The organism is Pseudomonas mediterranea CFBP 5447 (assembly GCF_000774145.1).
Lineage (GTDB): Bacteria > Pseudomonadota > Gammaproteobacteria > Pseudomonadales > Pseudomonadaceae > Aquipseudomonas > Aquipseudomonas mediterranea.
Genome location: NZ_KN322985.1, coordinates 119,284 through 137,871, shown reverse-complemented (window position 1 = coordinate 137,871; position 18,588 = coordinate 119,284). Strand labels below are relative to the sequence as shown.

The window sequence follows — 18,588 nt, the reverse complement described above, 5'->3', positions numbered from 1 at the left end:
ATGCGTGTGTGGTTTTTGAGTGCCGGCCTGGCCTTGATGTGCATGGTCCAGAACGCAGCGGCGGGTACAGTCCTGATCGTTGGCGATAGTATCAGCGCGGCTTTCGGCCTGGATACCCGGCAAGGCTGGGTGTCGTTGCTCGAACAACGGCTCAAGACCGAGGGTTTTGATGACAAAGTGGTCAATGCGTCCATCAGTGGCGACACCAGCGCGGGAGGCCAGGCGCGGCTGCCGGCGCTGCTTGCAGCCCATAAGCCGGACCTGGTGATCCTGGAGTTGGGCGGCAACGATGGCTTGCGCGGACAGCCGCCAACACAATTGCAACAAAACCTTGCAGCGATGATCGACAGCGCCCGCGCCAGCGGTGCGAAGGTGCTGCTGCTGGGTATGCAACTGCCGCCCAATTACGGCCGGCGCTACACCGATGCCTTCGCCAAGGTCTACAGCACCCTGGCCGAGGAGAAAAAAGTGCCGCTGGTGCCGTTTTTCCTCAAGGACGTCGGTGGGGTTCCAGGGATGATGCAAGGCGACGGACTGCACCCGTCCGTCGCGGCCCAGGGCAAGTTGCTGGAAAATGTCTGGCCGACACTGAAACCGCTGCTTTGACGCTTTTCTAGAGACGGTCTTTCGGCTAATGTGGCGCCCCCGATTTGGAGCCCCCGATGCCGCGTCCCGCCTGGTCCCTGTTTGCCTACCAACTGATCGAGCCTGACGAACAGCTGGACCTGTTCGCCTGCCAGGAAGTACGGGTGCATCTGGTGACCCGGCAACTGGAGCTCGGTGGTTCGGCGGACCGTACACTCTGCGGCAGCCTGCTGCCGGCCCAGCCGCGCTGGTCGGCCGTCGATCGGCGGATATTCCAGGATCATCGCCTGTGCTCGCTGTGCCGGGCGATCCTTGAGTCCCAGAAGCGCGGTACCTCGCCGATCTGGCCGGAGCTGCGGTTCGAGTTGTAGGCCCCGGGATTCAAACATGCCCCTGTGGGAGCGAGCCTGCTCGCGATGACGCCGGCACATCCAACATCGCTGCAAGCTGATCCACCGCTTTCGCGAGCAGGCTCGCTCCCACAGGTGCGAGCTGGACGGCAATGTATCGGACGGACCATCGCCGCTCTCCCCGTAATACCGGGCTGCGGTGTACAATCGCCGTCTTCATACCCTCTGTTCGATCTGCGAAGGATGTCCCGGATGTTGCTGCGCTTGCCTGCCGTCGCCCGCTGCCTGTCTCTTGCCGCCCTGTGTACGGCGGGGCCCGTTGCCGCACTGGAGCTGCCCCTGCCACCGCCGGGCGAGGACATCGTCGGCCAGGTGCAGGTGATCAAGGCCAAATACGAAGACACCTTCGCCGACCTGGGCACGACCTATGACCTGGGCTACACCGAGATGGTCGCCGCCAACCCGGGTGTCGATCCGTGGTTGCCGGGCGCTGGCACGGAGATTGTGCTGCCGACCCGTTTCATCCTGCCGCCAGGTCCGCGCGAAGGCATTGTGATCAACCTTGCCGAGTACCGCCTCTACTACTTCCCCAAGGGCAAGAATGTGGTCTACACCTTCCCGCTGGGCATCGGTCGTGAAGGGTGGGGCTCGCCCATCGCCCACACCAGCATCACCGCCAAGACGCCGAACCCGACCTGGACCCCGCCAGCCTCGATCAGGGCCGAACATGCTGCCGACGGCGACCCGTTGCCAAGCGTGGTGCCGGCGGGTCCCGATAACCCGCTGGGGCCATTCAAGTTCACCCTGGGCACCCCGGGCTACCTGATCCATGGCTCGAACAAGAAATTCGGTATCGGCATGCGCACCAGCCATGGCTGCTTCCGCATGTTCAACAACAATGTCCTGGAAATGGCCGGCATGGTGCCGGTGGGCACGTCGGTACGGATCATCAACGACCCCTACAAACTGGGCCTGAGCGGCGGCAAGGTTTACCTGGAAGCCCATACACCACTGGATGACAAGGGCAACCCATCGGTGGTGGACAAGCACACCGCGGTGATCAACGCGATGCTCAAGCGCGAAGACATCACCAGCAACCTGCGCATGGACTGGAACGTGGTGCGTGACGTGGTGGCCGCCGAAGATGGCCTGCCGGTCGAGATCGCCGTTCCGAACGCTTCGGCGCCGATGGTTTCGAGCGCACCGATCGACCTGCAGCAGTAAGCTCCTGTTTCGACCCGCCGGCGTCTTGCGATGCGCGGCGGGTTTTTTATTGCCTGGGGGAAAACACCGGGCAATAAAAAAGCCGACCCAGGAAATGGGTCGGCTCGATAACAATCCCGAAGGACTATTACTTGCGGCTAGCTTTTTCCAGCATGCGCAGAGCACGCTCGTTAGCTTCGTCAGCAGTCTGTTGTGCTTTTTGAGCAGCAGCCAGAGCTTCATCAGCTTTACGGTAGGCTTCGTCTGCACGAGCTTGGGCGCGAGCTGCTGCGTCTTCGGTAGCAGTCAGACGTGCTTCGGTTTCTTTCGATGCGCTGCTGCAACCGGTAGCCAGAACTGCGGCCAGGGCCAGAGCAGAGAATTTCAGAACGTTGTTCATCGTGTTCCCCTTCAAGGACTTTCTATTTAGTGACTGTCTCCTCAGAGTGAGGAGTTAGCCGGCGTACATACTACCCATTACTTGTAGTAAGTAAACTGACGTAGCGCAAGAAGCAAAAAAATTGTAGGCGGTGATTCTTTTTCGAGCAACTTTTCTTGCTGTTGTTTAAAAAATATACAGCGCCAAGCCCTTGAATGGAGCGCGCCAGTGCACAAAAGTTCCGCTAGCCCGAGGAACTCTTGAGGGGGCGCTAAAGTCGCTGTTTATTGATTCGCCTACACTTTTGTTCATTTTTTGTGCAGTGTCCGGGCATCTTTATTGGCAGCTCTGGTGACTTTAACTACGCACGCTCGTCTCAAGACTCAACAACTGGCGATGTTCAGCTATTGCACCTTCGCTGACTTCAGTGCAGCGATGGCGTTCAAGTCGCTAAATCCGACGGGGCTACCCTCCAATGACAGGTGTGCCTTGAGCATTTGCGTCATTGGTGCCTACTATTCACGACGTGCTCGGGTTTGAGTGATTGATTTTTTGCGCTCGGTGACCGGACAGGCACGGGGTGGCGTAGATGTTCCTTCGCCGGAAAAACATCGGTAAGGTAGGGGTCAGCATTCAGACCCGCGAGGAGTAGTGATGAGCGAGGCGTTGTCCATCCACCATGACCAGGCTGGTCATCAGTTCGAGACCACTGTGGACGGTCATCGTGCCTATCTGACCTATATGGACCTGGGCAAACAGACCCTGGATATCTATCGGACGTTCGTGCCCAACGCCCTGCGTGGCAGGGGGATTGCGGCGGCACTGACCGAAAAGGCGCTGCAGTACGCCGAAGACATGGGCTACACGGTGATCCCGTCCTGCTCCTACGTGGAGCGCTACATGGAGCGTCACCAGCGGCACGCGGCGAAGCTCTGAGGCAACGGATTCCACAATAAAAAACGCCGGGTTTGAAAGCCCGGCGTTTTTTATTGTGCGGCGAAATGATCGATCAGCTGCGTTGACGCTTCGGCAGCACGTCCTTGAGTTTGGCGTGCATGCTGCGCAGGGTGTTCTCGGTCGCGCTCCAGTCGATGCAGGCATCGGTGATGGAGACGCCGTACTGCAAGTCGGCGAGGTCTTTCGGGATCGCCTGGCAGCCCCAGTTCAAGTGGCTCTCGACCATCAGGCCGATAATCGACTGGTTGCCTTCCAGGATCTGGTTGGCCACGTTCTCCATCACCAGGGGTTGCAATGCCGGGTCCTTGTTGGAGTTGGCATGGCTGCAGTCGACCATGATGTTCGGCTTGATCTTCGCCTTGTTCAGCGCCTGTTCACACAGGGCGACACTGACCGAGTCGTAGTTGGGCTTGCCGTTGCCACCGCGCAGCACCACGTGACCGTAGGCGTTGCCCTTGGTGGTGACGATCGACACGCCGCCTTCCTGGTTGATACCAAGGAAGCGGTGAGGGCTGGAAACCGATTGCAGGGCGTTGATGGCGACCGTGAGGCCGCCGTCGGTGCCGTTCTTGAAGCCCACGGCCGAAGACAGGCCGGAGGCCATTTCACGGTGGGTCTGGGACTCGGTGGTGCGCGCGCCGATGGCGGACCAGCTGATCAGGTCCTGCAGGTATTGCGGGGAGATCGGGTCCAGGGCTTCGGTCGCGGTGGGCAGACCCATTTCGGCCAGGTCCAGCAGCAGTTGGCGACCGATGTGCAGGCCGTCCTGGATCTTGAACGAGTCGTCCAGGTACGGATCGTTGATCAGGCCTTTCCAGCCGACGGTGGTCCGGGGTTTCTCGAAATACACCCGCATGACCAGATACAGCGTGTCGGAAACTTCCGCCGCCAGCACTTTCAGGCGCTCGGCGTATTCGTGGGCGGCCTTGATGTCATGGATCGAGCAAGGCCCGATGACCACGAACAGGCGATGGTCGGTGCCGTCGAGAATGTTGCGGATGACTTCCCGCCCCTTGGTCACGGTGCGCAGGGCAGCGTCGCTCAGGGGGATATCGCGCTTGAGCTGGTCAGGCGTGATGAGGGTCTCGTTGGAGGCGACGTTAAGGTCATTGATCGGTAAATCAGCCATCGTGTTACTCGTCAGGTCACGGGTGCCGGCCGCCAGCGATCCCCGCGCGGCGGTGCACAGCGGATTTAAGCGCGTCGGGGAGCCGAACCTTAGCGCGTTACGAGGTTGCTCGACAATGGGCAGGTCGGGGTTTAATCCCCTGTTGGCAGGGGAAAAGGTGTTGTAAGTGAGTCTTGCAGGGATTGTTCTTCGATTCAGTCTGGATTTCATTGTGGCGAGGGAGCAACGAGGGCGACCCGGCGCTTCGCCGGGCAAGCAGATCAGTTGATCTGACCGGGAGTTGGATGATCAGGTTGTGGGACTGCTTCGCAGTCCGGCGGGAGCAAGCTCCCTCGCCACAGGGGGCTGTGTAATGATTGCCGAGTGTTCCACCAGAGGAGTCGCAAAGATGCAGGCAGGCGTAAAACCCCGGATCGGGATGATGGGTACCGGAGCCATCGGCGGCTTCTACGGGGTGATGCTGGCGCGCGCCGGCTTTGATGTGCACTTTTTATTGCGCAGTGAATTCGGCGCGGTGGCCGAGCACGGCTTGCGTATCGACAGCGCGGTCCACGGCCCCTTGAGCCTGGATCCGGTCCAGGCGTATCGCAGTGCGGCGGACATGCCGCGCTGCGACTGGCTGCTGGTCGGTGCCAAGACCACCAGCAATGCCGACCTGGCCCCGGCCATCGTCCAGGCAGCGGCTGACGGTGCGAAGGTCGTGCTCCTGCAGAACGGCCTCGATGTCGAAGAGGCGCTGCGTCCGTTGCTGCCAGAGTCGTTGCATCTGCTGGGCGGCTTGTGCCTGATCTGCGTACACCGCGTCGGCCCGGGCGTCATCGCCCACCAGGCTCTTGGCTCGGTCAACATCGGCTATCACAGCGGCCCATGTCACGACCAGGCTGAACGCATGACGGTTGTCGAGGCGGCAGCAGCGCTGTTCCGGGCCGCCGACGTGGAGGCTCAGGCAATGCCCGACCTGCAACAGGCGCGCTGGCAGAAACTGGTGTGGAACGTGCCGTATAACGGTCTTTCGGTGCTGTTGGGGGCCAGCACCACGCCGCTGATGGCCGACGATCACAGCCGTGGGCTGATCCAGGCGTTGATGGCCGAAGTGGTGCGCGGCGCCCAGGCCTGCGGTCATCAATTTGCACCGGACTACGCCGGGTATTTGTTCGCGATGACCGAAAAGATGCCCGATTACTGGCCGAGCATGTATCACGATTATTCCCACAAACGCGTGCTGGAACTGGATGCGATCTACGGCCGGCCATTGGCGTCGGCGAAAGCGGCGGGGTGTGAGCTACCGAAAATCGAGGCCTTGTACCAGGCGTTGGCGTTCATGGATCGGCGCAACCGCTGAACAGGCGAAGGGGGAGCGACATGGCAAGCAACATCGATGACAAACTGGTGCTGGCGATTTCGTCGCGGGCGCTGTTCGACCTGCGTGAAAGCCACAAGGTGTATCTGTCGAGCGGCGTCGAGGCCTATCGGCAATACCAGATCGAACATGAAGACGAAGTCCTCGAACCCGGCGATGCGTTCGCCCTCGTGCAGAAGTTGTTGAGCCTCAACCAGCACCTGGGGCGTGCCCGGGTCGAGGTGATCCTGGTGTCGCGCAACAGCGCCGACACGGGCCTGCGGGTGTTCAACTCGATTCACCACTATGGTCTGGCGATCTCCCGCGCCGCGTTCGTCGGCGGGCGCAGTCCTTATCCATACCTCAAGGCGTTCGGCTGTGATCTTTTCCTGTCCACCCATGCCGAAGACGTGCGCAGCGCCCTGGACGCCGGCTTTGCGGCGGCCACGATCCTCTCGGGCGGTGCCAGTCGCGCCGCCAGTGAGGAACTGCGTATTGCCTTCGACGGCGATGCGGTGCTGTTCTCCGACGAGTCGGAGCGCATCTATCAGACCGGTGGTCTCGAAGCGTTCCAGGCCAGCGAACGGCAGTCAGCCCGCGAGCCGTTGCGAGGCGGGCCGTTCAAGGGCTTCCTGGCGGCGCTCAATGCCCTGCAACGAGAGTTCCCGGAGGATGCCTGCCCGATCCGCACGGCACGGGTCACCGCCCGTTCGGCGCCGGCCCACGAGCGGGTTATCCGGACCTTGCGCGAGTGGGACATCCGTCTGGACGAATCGCTGTTTCTCGGTGGCCTGACCAAATCTGCGTTCCTCGAAGCCTTTGCCGCCGACGTGTTTTTCGACGATCAGACGGGCCACTGCGAACTGGCTCGCGAGGTGGTTGCCACCGGCCACGTGCCCCACGGCATCAGTAACGAAGTGAAGCCCTGACTGTCCCGTTTTCCAGGGCCCGTCGCACTCTTCAAGGCACTGCTAAGCTGAATCCATCTCCGCCATTCTGGCACGCGAGGAGGTCACATGATTCGCTCGATGCTGTACGCCACAGACTTGGGGCTCTACGCCCCTTATGTGATGCAGCATGCCTTGGCGTTGGCACGGACGTTTAAAGCCGAGTTGTATGTAGTGCATGCGGTAGAACCGATGGGGCTGTTTGCCGAATCGGTGTTACAAAGCTATCTCGACGAGCAGGCGCTGAACGAATTCCATCGACAGGGTCTGAATACGGTGATGGCCAATATCGAACAGCGGGTGCTCGACAGTTTCCGGGAGGAGTTGGGGGAGGGGCAGCAGGATTTGAAGCTGATCAGGTCGGTCAGGGTGTTTCAGGGCGATCCTTCCCAGGTCATTCTCGAACAGGCTGCGAAACTCTCCGTCGATTTGCTGATCGTAGGCAGTCACTGCCAGGGGGCCAGTGGTGAAACGCCTCTGGGCCGTACCGCCGCCCGGGTTTTGCAGTTGGCTCGGGTGCCGGTCTATCTGGTGCCGCTGGTGCAGCGTCGGCGCCAGGGAGAAGCTTAAGGCCAAATGATGGCTTTTTATAAAAAGTTCTAGATTTATTGCCACGACCATTCATATAGTTATATACCGTCGCTGATGCCCGTGGCGTCCAACTGCTTTGAGGGATACATATGAAGCTTCAACAACTGCGCTACATCTGGGAAGTGGCGCACCACGACCTCAACGTTTCCGCCACCGCGCAAAGCCTCTACACGTCACAACCCGGCATCAGCAAGCAGATCCGCCTACTGGAAGACGAACTGGGCGTCGAAGTCTTCGCCCGCAGCGGCAAGCACCTGACCCGTGTGACCCCGGCGGGCGAACGCATCATCACCACGGCCGGCGAGATCCTGCGCAAGGTCGAGAGCATCAAGCAGATCGCCCAGGAATTTTCCAACGAAAAAAAAGGCACCTTGTCGATCGCCACCACCCACACCCAGGCGCGTTATGCACTGCCGCCGGTGATCAGCAACTTCATCAAACAGTACCCGGACGTGGCACTGCACATGCACCAGGGCTCGCCGATGCAGATCGCCGAGATGGCTGCCGATGGCACGGTGGATTTTGCCATCGCCACCGAAGCCCTCGAGTTGTTCGGCGACCTGGTGATGATGCCTTGCTATCGCTGGAACCGTTGCGTGGCGGTGCCCCAGGGCCATCCGTTGACCAAGTTGCCCAAATTGACCCTGGAAGCCTTGGCCGAATACCCCATCGTGACCTACGTGTTCGGCTTCACGGGCCGTTCGAAACTCGACGAGGCCTTCAGCCATCGCGGGTTGACGCCGAAAGTGGTGTTCACCGCGGCCGACGCCGACGTGATCAAGACCTACGTGCGCCTTGGCCTGGGTGTGGGCATCGTGGCGAAGATGGCGGTCGATGCCAAGCTCGACAGTGACCTGGTGGTGCTGGATGCCAGCGAGTTGTTCGAATCCAGCGTGACCAAGATCGGCTTCCGCCGCGGCACCTTCCTGCGGGGATTCATGTGCGATTTCATCGAGAAGTTCGCGCCGCACCTGACCCGGGAAGTCATGGCCAAGGCCATCCAGTGCCACAACAAGCAGGAGCTCGAAGAACTGTTCGAGGGCGTCGAACTGCCTGTGCACTGATCTTCGCTATATCGCCTCGGTGACAGCGAACTGTTGCCGGGCGCCCGCTACGACGATCTCCACTTCATCCCCTTCGAACTTGCCCAGCAGGCCTCGGCCCAGCGGCGAGCGAGGGGTGATGACCGTGATCGGTTGCCCCACCAGCGAGACTTTCAATCCCGCAGCGTCAGGCCCCAGGAACAACCATTGCTGGCGACCGTCTTCATCCTCCAGCCCGACCAGGGCACCCACCTGGATGCCGCGCTGCGCGTCATAGGGCCTGAGGGCCAGGTTCTGGCAGAGGGCGAGGGCCTGGCGGATTTCTTCCACGCGCCTGGCTTGTCCGGCGGCGAGGTAGGACGCTTCGAGACCCAGGGTGTCGTATTTGTTCTCGGCGATGTTTTCTTCGTGGGTCGCGGTTTCGTAGGCGGTCTGCGCGGCGCGTTCGGCGATGTCGAGATCGACCTTGAGCTTGTCGAGAATCAACTGGTGGACGGTCTGTTTGTTCATGATCAGTCGCAGAATTGCAAAACGTTGGCGCGGGTCTTCTCGCTCGGCGCGTTCCGATCCTGTTCCAGCCAGAACTGGCACTTGGGGTTGGATTGATTGCGCGGGTTGCTGCGCGCCTGGTCGAGGGCTTGCCGTTGTTCGTTACGGTGAAGGTTCTGCTGGTACTGCTCGAACATGGAATTCTGCGGTTCGGGAGGCGGTTGCACGGCTGGCGGTTGCGCCAGTTGGTGCACGGCGGCGGCCACCGGGGCGAGTTGTTCACCCAGGACGAATCTAGACAGCAGCCAGCCCGTCAGCACAATAGCGAGGAATCCCAGCCACAGACCCAGGGCAATGCTGATGGTCAGTTGCAAGGCGGTGAGGCGCGGGGCGGGAGGGTGATCAGGCATGGCTGCTTCCTGGCAGGGGCACGTGTAGGCTGTGATTGTCGCATGAAGATTAATCGCCGTCGGCTCTTCTGCATCATCGGTTTATTCGGGACAATCGAAGCTTTGCCACAGGGAATCGGGAATGACCGTGCGTTGGGACATTTTTTGCACCGTCGTCGATAACTTTGGCGACATCGGCGTCACCTGGCGCCTGGCCCGGCAATTGGTGGCCGAGCACCAGTGCGCGGTCCGGCTATGGGTCGATGACCTGCGAGCCTTCGAACGGCTCTGTCCGGAAATCGACGTCACGCTGGCCGAGCAATGGCAACAAGGCGTGGATGTGCGCCATTGGCCCAAGGACTGGCCGGGCACCGATGCCGCCGATGTGGTGATCGCTGCGTTTGCCTGCCAGTTGCCCGGCGCCTACATGGACGCAATGGCGGAGCGCCAGACCACGCCGCTCTGGATGAACCTGGACTACCTGAGCGCCGAGGACTGGGTGACCGGCTGCCACGGGTTGCCTTCGGTCAAATACAAGCATGTCCAGAAGTATTTCTTTTTCCCCGGCTTTCGCGAGGGGACCGGCGGCTTGCTGCGTGAGTCTGGCTTGCTGGAACGGCGTCGGCAGTTTCAACAGGACGTCACGGCGCAACGGACGTTCCTGCAAGGTTTGGGCGTCGAGCGGGCAGCGGATGCGCGGCTTATTTCGCTGTTTGCCTACGAAAATGCCGGCCTGGCCAGTTGGTTCGATGCGATGGCCGGCGATACCCGGCCGTCCCATGTGCTGGTTCCCGAAGGGCGGGTGCTGGGGGATGTCCAGCGTTGGCTCGGGGTTACCGATCTCAAGGTCGGTGCATTGCATCGACGCGGCGCCCTGACGGTACAGGTGCTGCCGTTTGTCCGGCAGGATCAATACGATCGGTTGCTCTGGTGCTGCGATTTCAATGCGGTGCGGGGCGAGGACTCCTTCGTGCGCGCGCAATGGGCGGGTCGACCTTTCCTCTGGCATATCTACCAGCAGGAAGAAGACGTTCATCTGGAAAAACTCGACGCATTTCTCAGGCTTTACACCCAGGGGCTTCCAGAGGCGGCCGAAAAAGCGATGAGCGGTCTCTGGCGGGCGTGGAATGCCGGCCGAGACATGTCCCAACACTGGAACACCACCTGCGAACAGCTGCCGACGCTGGCTGAACATGCCCGTGCGTGGTGCCTGGAACAGGCTTCGCGAGCCGATCTTGCCGCGGCGCTGGTGAAGTTTTATGGAAATTGGATATGATACGCGGCCTAGATTTTTGTCACTCCCATCCAAATTCGGATATTCGCAATGAAAACTGGTAAAGAACTCAAACCCGGTACCGTGATTCGTATCGACAACGATCCTTGGCTGGTTCAGAAAGCTGAATTCACCAAGTCGGGTCGTAACAGCGCGATCATGAAGACCAAGCTGAAGAACCTGCTGACCGGTTACAAGACCGAAACCGTTTACGGTGCGGACGACAAACTGGACGACGTGATCCTCGACCGCAAGGAAGCGACCCTGTCCTTCATCAGCGGCGACTCCTACACGTTCATGGACACCACTGACTACACCATGTACGAGCTGAACGCCGAAGACATCGAAAGCGTTCTGCCATTCGTGGAAGAAGGCATGACCGACGTCTGCGAAGCCGTATTCTTCGAAGGCCGCCTGGTTTCCGTAGAGCTGCCGACCACCATCGTGCGTCAGGTTGACTACACCGAAGGTTCCGCTCGCGGCGACACTTCCGGCAAGGTGATGAAGCCTGCCAAACTGAAGAACGGTACCGAGCTGTCGGTTGCTGACTTCATCGAAATCGGCGATATGATCGAGATCGATACCCGCGAAGGCGGTTCCTACAAAGGCCGCGCTAAATAAGCGAAGTCTTGTGTATGAAAAAGCCCGACCATTGAGTCGGGCTTTTTTATTTCTCTTGGCCTGAACAGGTTTTTTCGGGGCTGGACGCTGTGGCGAGGGAGCTTGCTCCCTCGCCACAGTGGCTGCGCCTGGCTTTCCTGTGCGCTTATTTCAAGTGCTGCTTGAGCTCTTCAGATGCTTGCAACATCGCCGAGCGCACCGCCGGCACCTGGCTGACCACGTTGAGCAAGCCATAGTCGTGGATCATGCCGTTGTAGCGCACCGCCGTGACCGGCACGCCCGCCGCATCCAGTTTGCGTGCGTAGGCTTCACCTTCGTCGCGCAGTACATCGGCTTCGGCGGTCTGCACCAGTGCGGGCGGCAGGCCCTTGAGTTGTGTGGTGCTGGCCCGCAGCGGCGAGGCGTAGATCTCGTTACGTTGCCCGGCATCGGTGGTGTAGTTGTCCCAGAACCATTTCATCATGTTCTTGCTGAGGAAATGTCCCTCGGCGAATTGGTTGTAGGACGCGGTCTCGAAGTTCGCATCGGTCACCGGCCATAACAGCGCCTGGAAGCGGATCGCCGGCGTGCCCTTGTCCTTGGCCATCAAGGCCACGACGGCTGCCATGTTACCGCCGACACTGTTACCCGCCACGGCCAGGCGCTTGCCGTCGACATTGATCTGCTTGCCGTGCTCGGCCACCCACTTGGTTGCGGCATAGGCCTGGTTGATCGCCACCGGGTAATGCGCCTCGGGGGAGGGCGTGTAGTTGACGAACACCGCCACGGCTCCCGATCCCGCCACCAGGTCCCGAACCAGGCGTTCGTGGGTCGGGAAATCTCCCAGGACCCAGCCACCGCCGTGAAAGAACATGAACACGGGCAACTCACCCTTGACCCCGGCCGGGCGAACGATGGTCAGACTGATCGACTGGCCATCGACCTGGATGGTCTTCTCGCTGATATCCGCCTTGGGCAAGGTCAGTTTCACCCCCGCCTGGGCACCGACCAGTACCGCGCGGGCGTCCTTCGGTGACAGTTGTTCCAGGGGCTTGCCGGTGCCGGCATTCAATGCGTCGAGAAACGCCTGGGTGTTGTGCTCGACGATGCCGTCGGCGAAGGCGCTGCTGACGCCAAGTGCGAGAAGGGTGCCGGTCAGGGCCTTGGTGAACGTGTTCATGGAAATCTCCTTGGGTTCGGTCCGGATCGGTGGGTTAAACGGTCACGTGCAGGCGCACATCAACGTTGCCGCGGGTGGCGTTGGAGTACGGGCAGACCTGGTGAGCCGCGTCCACCAGGCTTTGCGCGTCGGTCTGGTCCAGGCCGGGCAAGCTGATGTGCAGGTCGATGTCGAGACCGAAACCGCCGGGAATCTGACCGATGCCGACATGAGCGGTGATCGAGGCATCGTCCGGGATCTTGCGCTTGCTTTGGCCGGCGACGAATTTCAGGGCGCCGATGAAGCAGGCCGAATAGCCGGCGGCAAACAGTTGTTCCGGATTGGTCGCCGCACCGCCGGCACCACCGAGTTCTTTCGGGGTGGCGAGTTTGACGTCGAGGATGTTGTCACTGGAGATCGCACGACCGTCACGGCCGCCGGTGGAGGTTGCGATTGCGGTGTAGAGAGTTTGCATGATGAGAGCCTCGTTTCTGGGTGGTGTTTTTGCGCTAAATGTTTGCGCGCTAAGTAGGTGTGAAGCGAATATAGATCGCTAATATTTAGTGTGCAAGATAAATTTTTGTTCGAGGGACTGTTTTTCGGGCGCAATGGGCATGAAAGCCTTGAATTAGAGCTGTTTGGTTGAATTGAATTTTTTTTGCGGAGGCTGGAGTGACGCTATCGCGAGCAGGCTCGCTCCCACAGGTGGCCGTGGTGGACGCGATTTCTGTGGACGCTCAGAACCCGGGTGGGAGCGAGCCTGCTCGCGATAGCGGTAAGAGGATGTTTTCGCAAACGAGCCCATCCCCTGGGGATGAGGCTACAGACTGTCCTGCAAGTGGCTGCGCAGTGCCTGCAGGTCGAGTTGCAGCTTTTTCAGCTGTTCCAGTGTCTGGCCGCTGGCGGCGAGGATGCACTGGGGAATATCGAGGGCTTTTTCATGGAGTGCGCGGCCCTGTTCGGTGAGTTCGACGATGACCACCCGTTCATCTTCACGGCTGCGGGTGCGGCTCAGCAGGCCTTCGGCCTCCAGGCGCTTGAGCAGGGGCGTCAGCGAGCCGGGGTCGGTGAGCAGGCGCGTGCTGATTTCACCGACGGTCAAGCCGTCTTTTTCCCACAACACCATCATCGCCAGATACTGCGGATAGGTCAGGCCCAGGGCTTGCAGCAACGGCTTGTAGACCTTGGTCATCATCAGTGACGTGGAATGCAGGGCAAAGCAGACCTGGTTGTCGAGCAACAGGGCTTCGCAGGGTTCGGGAGTGTCGCGCTGGGGGCTCATGGCAAAACCTTCAATCGATAATGCTATGAATCTAGCGTGCGAATCTTTAAGGCGCCAGATAATTCCGACGTTCTGATCAGATGTTGCGTTTCCCCACTGACGCCAACTGCGTAGGATAGACGCCCTGATGAAGGGGGAACGTCTGTGATCGAAGTTGCATTGTATCTGGTGCTGGGGGCTGCGTTGGGCATCTTGGGGGGATTGTTCGGTATCGGTGGAGGGCTGATCGCGATTCCGGTGCTGGGCGTATGGTTCGGTCTGGACCAGCAGATCGCCCAGGGCACCGCCCTGGTGATGGTGGTTCCCAATGTGATGCTCGCGCTGTGGCGTTATCACCAGCGCAATCGCATCGAATTGCGTCATGTACTGCCGCTGGCCTCCATGGGTTTCTGCTTTGCCTGGCTCGGCTCGATCTGGGCCGTCGGTGTCGACGCCGAAAGCATGCGAATCGGCTTCGTCGCGTTCCTGGTCGCCCTGGCGGCCTATAACCTGATCCGAATGTTTTCCGCCACCGCACCGGCTTCAGCGCAGATGCGCCACGGCTGGCCATGGCTGGGGGTGCTGGGGGCGGCATCCGGGACCATGGGCGGTCTGTTCGGTGTCGGCGGTGCTGTCGTCGCGACACCAATCCTGACCAGCGTGTTCGGCACTACCCAAGTGGTCGCCCAAGGATTGTCGTTGTCGCTGGCCTTGCCCAGTACCGGCGTCACCCTGGCCACCTATGCATTCCACCATCAGGTGGACTGGTGGATCGGTTTGCCATTGGCCGTTGGCGGTCTGCTGAGCATCAGTTGGGGCGTCAAAGTCGCCCACGCCATGCCGGAGCGGCTGTTGCGCGGGCTGTTCTGCGGGTTCCTGGTGCTGTGCGCGGTCCTGCTCGCCTTTAAAGTTTGAAGCCTTCGACGATGTGCTCGGCCAGGCACTCGGTGATGGGCGAGGGATTGTGCAGGTTGCGGATCAGCATGATGCTGGCCTCGGGCAGCTCCGGCAGGTTTTCGGCCTCGCCGAGCACGCGCATGTCCGGTGTCAGCAGGCTTTCCAGTTGCGCGGTGATCGCCAGTCCCGCGCCCACCACTGCCATGAGGGCCGACAGGCTGGAGCTGTTATAAGCCACGCGATATTCGCGGCCCATGGCATCCAGGGCATTGCAGGCCCATTGCCGGCAGAAACAATCGCTATTGAACATCGCCAGCGGCAGCGGTGTTTTCTCATGGGCGCTGAAGCACGCCGCTTCAGCCCAGACAAAGCGTTCCTTACGCAATAGCTGGCCGATTTCATCCCCCGGTTTGCGGGTAACGATGGACAGGTCAAGGTCCTGGCGCAGCAGCAACTGCTTGGACGATTCGCAGTGCACTTCAATCTCGATCAACGGATAGAACTGGGCGAAGCGCTGCAGGATGCCGGGCAGGAAGCGCATGACGTAGTCATCCGGCGTGCCGATGCGCACGGTGCCGACCATGTGCGGTTCACGCAGGGTATTGAACACCTCACTGTGCAGCTTGAGGATGCGTCGGGCATAACCCAGCAGCACCTGGCCTTCGGCGGTGAGTTTGACCTGGCGCCCGTCACGCTCGAACAACCGTCGCTGCAATACATCTTCCTCGAGGCGCTTCATCTGCATGCTGACGGCGGATTGGGTGCGATTGACCAATTCACCGGCGCGGGTAAACCCGCCCTGGTCGGCGATGGCGACGAAGGTCCGCAGCACTTCCGTATCGATGCTCGGGTAACTCGACAATTGATCAATCTCCGAGATGTATTGCATAAGAAACATTCGTTGGATTGATCTTAGCCTTGGGGCGAGACTTGAACCACCCCCAACGGAGGACATCACGATGAAAGGTCAGAAAGGATACGTATCGATAGATAGACATTCATTCCATTTTTCCCTCGGCGACCTGCTGCACAAGTTTAGCCGCTGGTATGAATTGCACCACGAGCGTGAGTTGCTCGCCGGTCTGAGCGACGAGGCGCTCAAGGACATCGGCGTCAGCCGTGCAGATGTAGAACAGGAAGTGGTTCGGCCATTCTGGGATGACCCACTGCACAAATGAGCCATCCCTCCCTACACAAATCGATAACTGGTGAGGTAGGTTGCGAGCAGAGAAGGAGATCTCCATGCCCGCGACTGTATCCTTTACCCTCAAACAGGCCCGGCGTCTGGCGTTGGCCGCCCAGGGATTCCATGGGCGGCTGCCGCCGGCTTCGGTGCAACCCTCACGCCTCAATCGCCTGATCGAACGCCTCGGCGTGCTGCAGATCGATTCGGTCAATGCCCTGGTACGTTCGCATTACCTCCCGCTGTTTTCCCGCCTCGGTCACTACAACCCCGAACTGCTCGATCAAGCTGCCTGGAGCCTGGGGCGACGGCGCACGCTGTTCGAATACTGGGGGCACGAAGCGTCGTTGTTGCCCCTGTCGATGTATCCGCTGATGCGTTGGCGCATGGCCCGCGCGGCTCGTGGCGAAGGCATCTATCAACAATTGGCGCGGTTCGGCCGTGAGCGGCAGGATGTCATTCATCGCGTCCTGGCGGCGGTCCGGGAGCAAGGCGCCCTGGGCGCTGGGAGCCTGTCCACTCGGGCGGAAAAGGCCGGCCCCTGGTGGGACTGGAGTGCCGAGAAGCATGCGCTGGAGTGGCTGTTCGCCGCGGGCGAGGTCACGGTGGCCGGGCGACGCGGCTTCGAGCGGCTGTACGACTTGCCGGAGCGGGTGTTCCCGGCTTCGATCCTGGAACAACCGGTTCCGGACGAGGCCCAGGCCCAGCGCGCCTTGCTGCTGCATGCCGCCGGGGCATTGGGCGTAGGGACCGAGAAAGACCTGCGCGACTATTTCCGTCTCGATCCGGCCGATAGCCGTGGGCGCCTGGCCGAGCTGGAGGAAGCCGGTGAGCTGTGGCGCTGTCAGGTGCAAGGCTGGAAGCAGCCGGCTTGGTGTCTGCCGACAGGGAAAATTCCCCGCAACGTGACGACCAGCGCCTTGCTCTCGCCGTTCGACTCATTGGTTTGGGAGCGCAATCGTACCGAACGGCTGTTCGACTTCCGTTATCGACTGGAAATCTACACCCCGGCGCACAAGCGGGTGTATGGCTATTACGTATTGCCGTTCCTGCACAACGAACGCATTGCCGCTCGGGTGGACCTGCGGGCGGAGCGAGCCCATGGCCGGTTGGCGGTGCACGCTGTGCATGAGGAGCAGCCAGGGTTGGACGAGAAGGGGATACAGACGTTGGCGATGAATCTGCGGCGCATGGCCGACTGGTTGGGGCTGGAGCGGGTTCAGCTCAATTGCCAGCGGGCGAGTGGGGTTCGGTTGGCGGGGGCTTTGGCCGGGATCTCGGTGATTGATCCGGCCCCATCGCGAGCAGGCTCGCTCCCACATTGACCGTGCTGTTCACAAATGTTGTGTTCGCCGAATCACCTGTGGGAGCGAGCCTGCTCGCGATGGCAATCTGAACGACGCTAGCGCCGAACCTGCTTCAATGTCTCGGCAATCAAGAACGCCAGCTCCAGCGACTGGTCGGCATTCATCCGCGGATCGCAATGGGTGTGATAACGGTCCGACAGCCCGTCCTCGGTAATCGGCCGTGCGCCGCCGATGCATTCGGTGACGTTCTGCCCGGTCATCTCGATGTGAATGCCGCCGGCGTAAGTGCCTTCGGCTTCGTGGACCTGGAAGAACTGCTTCACTTCGCCGAGGATCTGCGCGAAGTCCCGGGTCTTGTAGCCGCTGCTGGCCTTGATGGTGTTGCCATGCATGGGATCGGAGCTCCACAGCACCTGCTTGCCTTCGCGTTGCACGGCTCGCAGCAGTTGTGGCAGATGATCGCCGACCTTGTTCGCGCCCATCCGCGCAATCAGGTTCAGCCGGCCCGGGTCGTTGTCCGGATTGAGTACGTCGATCAGGCGGATCAGGTCGTCAGGGTTCATGCTCGGGCCGACCTTGACCCCGATCGGGTTGTTCACGCCGCGCAGGAATTCGACATGGGCACCGTCCAACTGGCGGGTGCGGTCGCCGATCCACAGCATGTGGGCCGAGCAGTCGTAGTAATCGTTGGTCAGGCTGTCACGGCGCACGAACGCTTCTTCGTAATTGAGCAGCAGCGCTTCGTGTGCGGTGAAGAAGCTGGTTTCGCGCAGTTGCGGCGAGCTGTCCATGCCGCAGGCACGCATGAAGGCCAGGGTTTCGTCGATGCGGTCGGCCAGGTGGCTGTATTTTTCCGCCAGGGCCGAGTTGGCGATGAAGTCCAGGTTCCACTTGTGCACCTGGTGCAGGTCTGCAAACCCACCCTGGGCGAAGGCCCGCAACAGGTTCAAGGTGGCGGTGGACTGGTGGTAGGACTGCAGCAGGCGTTCCGGGTCCGGCACGCGGCTCTGCTCGTCGAAGCCGATACCGTTGACGATGTCGCCCCGGTAGGCCGGCAGGGTGACCCCGTCGATGGTTTCATCGTTGGCCGAACGTGGCTTGGCGAACTGCCCGGCCATGCGCCCGACCTTGACCACCGGGCAACCGGCGGCAAAGGTCATGACGATCGCCATCTGCAGCAGGACCTTGAAGGTGTCGCGGATCTTCGCCGCCGAGAACTCCGCGAAGCTTTCGGCGCAATCGCCGCCTTGCAGCAAAAAGGCCCGGCCCTGGGTGACTTCGGCGAACTGGCGACGCAGTTCCCGGGCTTCTCCGGCAAACACCAGCGGCGGATAGCTGGCGAGGGTCTGCTCGACTTGCAGCAGGTGCGCCGCGTCGGGGTAGCGGGGTTGTTGCTGGATCGGCAGGGCGCGCCAGCTGTCAGGGCTCCAGGGTTGGCTCATCATGATCTCTAGGTGGTTGACGCTCGGGCGGCCATGTTATCAGCAAAGTTATCGGCAAATTAGTG

The 18,588-nt window shown here is 60.8% G+C and carries 22 protein-coding genes; 13 read left to right on the top strand and 9 right to left on the bottom strand.

Translation table 11 applies throughout. From position 1 onward, the window contains the following. The 3 genes from N005_RS12900 (at position 1) to N005_RS12890 (ending at position 2,159) form a co-directional block, all read left to right on the top strand. Positions 1–606, top strand: coding sequence for an arylesterase (locus N005_RS12900; RefSeq protein WP_047701547.1), 606 nt, complete (start codon positions 1–3; stop codon positions 604–606). A 56-nt stretch (positions 607–662) separates the two neighbouring features. Beyond that, complete coding sequence (locus N005_RS12895; RefSeq protein ID WP_024776677.1) at positions 663–956, top strand: hypothetical protein; 294 nt, start codon at positions 663–665, stop codon at positions 954–956. 231 nt (positions 957–1,187) lie between these two features. Then, the gene (locus tag N005_RS12890) at positions 1,188–2,159 is read left to right on the top strand and encodes a L,D-transpeptidase family protein (protein ID WP_047701546.1); all 972 of its coding nucleotides are present in this window, start codon (positions 1,188–1,190) and stop codon (positions 2,157–2,159) included. A 127-nt stretch (positions 2,160–2,286) separates the two neighbouring features. Here N005_RS12890 and oprI read toward each other — a convergent pair whose 3' ends face one another. Further along, positions 2,287–2,538 (bottom strand): outer membrane lipoprotei OprI, encoded by a 252-nt coding sequence (gene oprI, locus N005_RS12885; protein WP_011335311.1) that lies wholly within the window; start codon positions 2,536–2,538, stop codon positions 2,287–2,289. A gap of 633 nt (positions 2,539–3,171) precedes the next feature. Between oprI and N005_RS12880 the strand changes: the two genes are divergently transcribed. Further along, positions 3,172–3,453 (top strand): GNAT family N-acetyltransferase, encoded by a 282-nt coding sequence (locus tag N005_RS12880; RefSeq protein WP_024776680.1) that lies wholly within the window; start codon positions 3,172–3,174, stop codon positions 3,451–3,453. 73 nt (positions 3,454–3,526) lie between these two features. On the opposite strand, the gene N005_RS12875 is transcribed toward N005_RS12880, so the two are convergent. Beyond that, the gene (locus tag N005_RS12875; RefSeq protein WP_003183777.1) at positions 3,527–4,603 is read right to left on the bottom strand and encodes a 3-deoxy-7-phosphoheptulonate synthase; all 1,077 of its coding nucleotides are present in this window, start codon (positions 4,601–4,603) and stop codon (positions 3,527–3,529) included. A gap of 388 nt (positions 4,604–4,991) precedes the next feature. Here N005_RS12875 and N005_RS12870 point away from each other — a divergent pair, with 388 nt between their 5' ends. From N005_RS12870 to cysB, 4 genes are all read left to right on the top strand, one after another. Beyond that, positions 4,992–5,945, top strand: coding sequence for a putative 2-dehydropantoate 2-reductase (locus tag N005_RS12870; protein ID WP_047701545.1), 954 nt, complete (start codon positions 4,992–4,994; stop codon positions 5,943–5,945). 20 nt (positions 5,946–5,965) lie between these two features. After that, on the top strand, positions 5,966–6,871 hold the full coding sequence (locus N005_RS12865; protein WP_047701544.1) for a 5'-nucleotidase: 906 nt from the start codon (positions 5,966–5,968) through the stop codon (positions 6,869–6,871). An 87-nt stretch (positions 6,872–6,958) separates the two neighbouring features. After that, the gene (locus tag N005_RS12860) at positions 6,959–7,459 is read left to right on the top strand and encodes a universal stress protein (RefSeq protein WP_047701543.1); all 501 of its coding nucleotides are present in this window, start codon (positions 6,959–6,961) and stop codon (positions 7,457–7,459) included. A gap of 110 nt (positions 7,460–7,569) precedes the next feature. Continuing rightward, positions 7,570–8,544 carry an HTH-type transcriptional regulator CysB gene (cysB, locus tag N005_RS12855; RefSeq protein ID WP_041020064.1) on the top strand — a complete coding sequence of 325 codons (975 nt, stop codon included), beginning with the start codon at positions 7,570–7,572 and terminating at the stop codon, positions 8,542–8,544. Between the two features lie 6 nt (positions 8,545–8,550). On the opposite strand, the gene N005_RS12850 is transcribed toward cysB, so the two are convergent. Both N005_RS12850 and N005_RS12845 read right to left on the bottom strand, forming a co-directional pair. Continuing rightward, complete coding sequence (locus N005_RS12850) at positions 8,551–9,033, bottom strand: GreA/GreB family elongation factor (RefSeq protein WP_047701542.1); 483 nt, start codon at positions 9,031–9,033, stop codon at positions 8,551–8,553. Positions 9,034–9,035: 2 nt separating this feature from the next. Further along, positions 9,036–9,422, bottom strand: a complete 387-nt coding sequence (locus tag N005_RS12845; protein WP_047701541.1) for a cytochrome b/b6 domain-containing protein — start codon at positions 9,420–9,422, stop codon at positions 9,036–9,038. A gap of 121 nt (positions 9,423–9,543) precedes the next feature. Between N005_RS12845 and earP the strand changes: the two genes are divergently transcribed. Together earP and N005_RS12835 are read left to right on the top strand one after the other, a co-directional pair. Beyond that, positions 9,544–10,677: an elongation factor P maturation arginine rhamnosyltransferase EarP gene (gene earP, locus N005_RS12840; RefSeq protein ID WP_047701540.1), complete on the top strand. Its 1,134-nt coding sequence runs from the start codon at positions 9,544–9,546 to the stop codon at positions 10,675–10,677. A 48-nt stretch (positions 10,678–10,725) separates the two neighbouring features. Continuing rightward, complete coding sequence (locus tag N005_RS12835; protein ID WP_007955690.1) at positions 10,726–11,295, top strand: elongation factor P; 570 nt, start codon at positions 10,726–10,728, stop codon at positions 11,293–11,295. 145 nt (positions 11,296–11,440) lie between these two features. On the opposite strand, the gene N005_RS12830 is transcribed toward N005_RS12835, so the two are convergent. The 3 genes from N005_RS12830 to N005_RS12820 form a co-directional block, all read right to left on the bottom strand. After that, positions 11,441–12,454 carry an alpha/beta hydrolase gene (locus N005_RS12830; protein ID WP_047701539.1) on the bottom strand — a complete coding sequence of 338 codons (1,014 nt, stop codon included), beginning with the start codon at positions 12,452–12,454 and terminating at the stop codon, positions 11,441–11,443. Positions 12,455–12,488: 34 nt separating this feature from the next. Beyond that, entirely contained in the window at positions 12,489–12,908 is a 420-nt protein-coding gene (locus N005_RS12825; protein WP_024776690.1) for an organic hydroperoxide resistance protein, read from the bottom strand. Positions 12,909–13,253: 345 nt separating this feature from the next. Next, a complete protein-coding gene (locus N005_RS12820) occupies positions 13,254–13,715 on the bottom strand; it encodes a MarR family winged helix-turn-helix transcriptional regulator (protein WP_047701538.1) in 462 nt (153 codons plus the stop codon). 144 nt (positions 13,716–13,859) lie between these two features. Between N005_RS12820 and N005_RS12815 the strand changes: the two genes are divergently transcribed. After that, a complete protein-coding gene (locus N005_RS12815; RefSeq protein WP_047701537.1) occupies positions 13,860–14,609 on the top strand; it encodes a sulfite exporter TauE/SafE family protein in 750 nt (249 codons plus the stop codon). Here N005_RS12815 and N005_RS12810 read toward each other — a convergent pair. Next, positions 14,599–15,453, bottom strand: coding sequence for a LysR substrate-binding domain-containing protein (locus tag N005_RS12810; RefSeq protein ID WP_024776693.1), 855 nt, complete (start codon positions 15,451–15,453; stop codon positions 14,599–14,601). The two genes, N005_RS12815 and N005_RS12810, sit on opposite strands and share 11 nt — an antisense overlap. A 97-nt stretch (positions 15,454–15,550) precedes the next feature. Between N005_RS12810 and N005_RS28215 the strand changes: the two genes are divergently transcribed. Both N005_RS28215 and N005_RS12800 read left to right on the top strand, forming a co-directional pair. Beyond that, positions 15,551–15,769 (top strand): DUF1127 domain-containing protein, encoded by a 219-nt coding sequence (locus N005_RS28215; RefSeq protein ID WP_081993263.1) that lies wholly within the window; start codon positions 15,551–15,553, stop codon positions 15,767–15,769. 64 nt (positions 15,770–15,833) lie between these two features. Beyond that, entirely contained in the window at positions 15,834–17,099 is a 1,266-nt protein-coding gene (locus N005_RS12800) for a winged helix-turn-helix domain-containing protein (RefSeq protein ID WP_052126389.1), read from the top strand. A gap of 77 nt (positions 17,100–17,176) precedes the next feature. Here N005_RS12800 and N005_RS12795 read toward each other — a convergent pair whose 3' ends face one another. Next, positions 17,177–18,523 carry a class II 3-deoxy-7-phosphoheptulonate synthase gene (locus N005_RS12795; protein ID WP_047701535.1) on the bottom strand — a complete coding sequence of 449 codons (1,347 nt, stop codon included), beginning with the start codon at positions 18,521–18,523 and terminating at the stop codon, positions 17,177–17,179. Positions 18,524–18,588 lie beyond the last annotated feature (65 nt).

Coding starts and splice junctions, on each gene's coding strand:
- N005_RS12900 (WP_047701547.1), top strand. CDS start 1: ATGCGTGTGTGGTTTTTGAGTGCCGGCCTGGCCTTGATGTGCATGGTC.
- N005_RS12895 (WP_024776677.1), top strand. CDS start 663: ATGCCGCGTCCCGCCTGGTCCCTGTTTGCCTACCAACTGATCGAGCCT.
- N005_RS12890 (WP_047701546.1), top strand. CDS start 1,188: ATGTTGCTGCGCTTGCCTGCCGTCGCCCGCTGCCTGTCTCTTGCCGCC.
- oprI (WP_011335311.1), bottom strand. CDS start 2,538: ATGAACAACGTTCTGAAATTCTCTGCTCTGGCCCTGGCCGCAGTTCTG.
- N005_RS12880 (WP_024776680.1), top strand. CDS start 3,172: ATGAGCGAGGCGTTGTCCATCCACCATGACCAGGCTGGTCATCAGTTC.
- N005_RS12875 (WP_003183777.1), bottom strand. CDS start 4,603: ATGGCTGATTTACCGATCAATGACCTTAACGTCGCCTCCAACGAGACC.
- N005_RS12870 (WP_047701545.1), top strand. CDS start 4,992: ATGCAGGCAGGCGTAAAACCCCGGATCGGGATGATGGGTACCGGAGCC.
- N005_RS12865 (WP_047701544.1), top strand. CDS start 5,966: ATGGCAAGCAACATCGATGACAAACTGGTGCTGGCGATTTCGTCGCGG.
- N005_RS12860 (WP_047701543.1), top strand. CDS start 6,959: ATGATTCGCTCGATGCTGTACGCCACAGACTTGGGGCTCTACGCCCCT.
- cysB (WP_041020064.1), top strand. CDS start 7,570: ATGAAGCTTCAACAACTGCGCTACATCTGGGAAGTGGCGCACCACGAC.
- N005_RS12850 (WP_047701542.1), bottom strand. CDS start 9,033: ATGAACAAACAGACCGTCCACCAGTTGATTCTCGACAAGCTCAAGGTC.
- N005_RS12845 (WP_047701541.1), bottom strand. CDS start 9,422: ATGCCTGATCACCCTCCCGCCCCGCGCCTCACCGCCTTGCAACTGACC.
- earP (WP_047701540.1), top strand. CDS start 9,544: ATGACCGTGCGTTGGGACATTTTTTGCACCGTCGTCGATAACTTTGGC.
- N005_RS12835 (WP_007955690.1), top strand. CDS start 10,726: ATGAAAACTGGTAAAGAACTCAAACCCGGTACCGTGATTCGTATCGAC.
- N005_RS12830 (WP_047701539.1), bottom strand. CDS start 12,454: ATGAACACGTTCACCAAGGCCCTGACCGGCACCCTTCTCGCACTTGGC.
- N005_RS12825 (WP_024776690.1), bottom strand. CDS start 12,908: ATGCAAACTCTCTACACCGCAATCGCAACCTCCACCGGCGGCCGTGAC.
- N005_RS12820 (WP_047701538.1), bottom strand. CDS start 13,715: ATGAGCCCCCAGCGCGACACTCCCGAACCCTGCGAAGCCCTGTTGCTC.
- N005_RS28215 (WP_081993263.1), top strand. CDS start 15,551: ATGAAAGGTCAGAAAGGATACGTATCGATAGATAGACATTCATTCCAT.
- N005_RS12800 (WP_052126389.1), top strand. CDS start 15,834: ATGCCCGCGACTGTATCCTTTACCCTCAAACAGGCCCGGCGTCTGGCG.
- N005_RS12795 (WP_047701535.1), bottom strand. CDS start 18,523: ATGAGCCAACCCTGGAGCCCTGACAGCTGGCGCGCCCTGCCGATCCAG.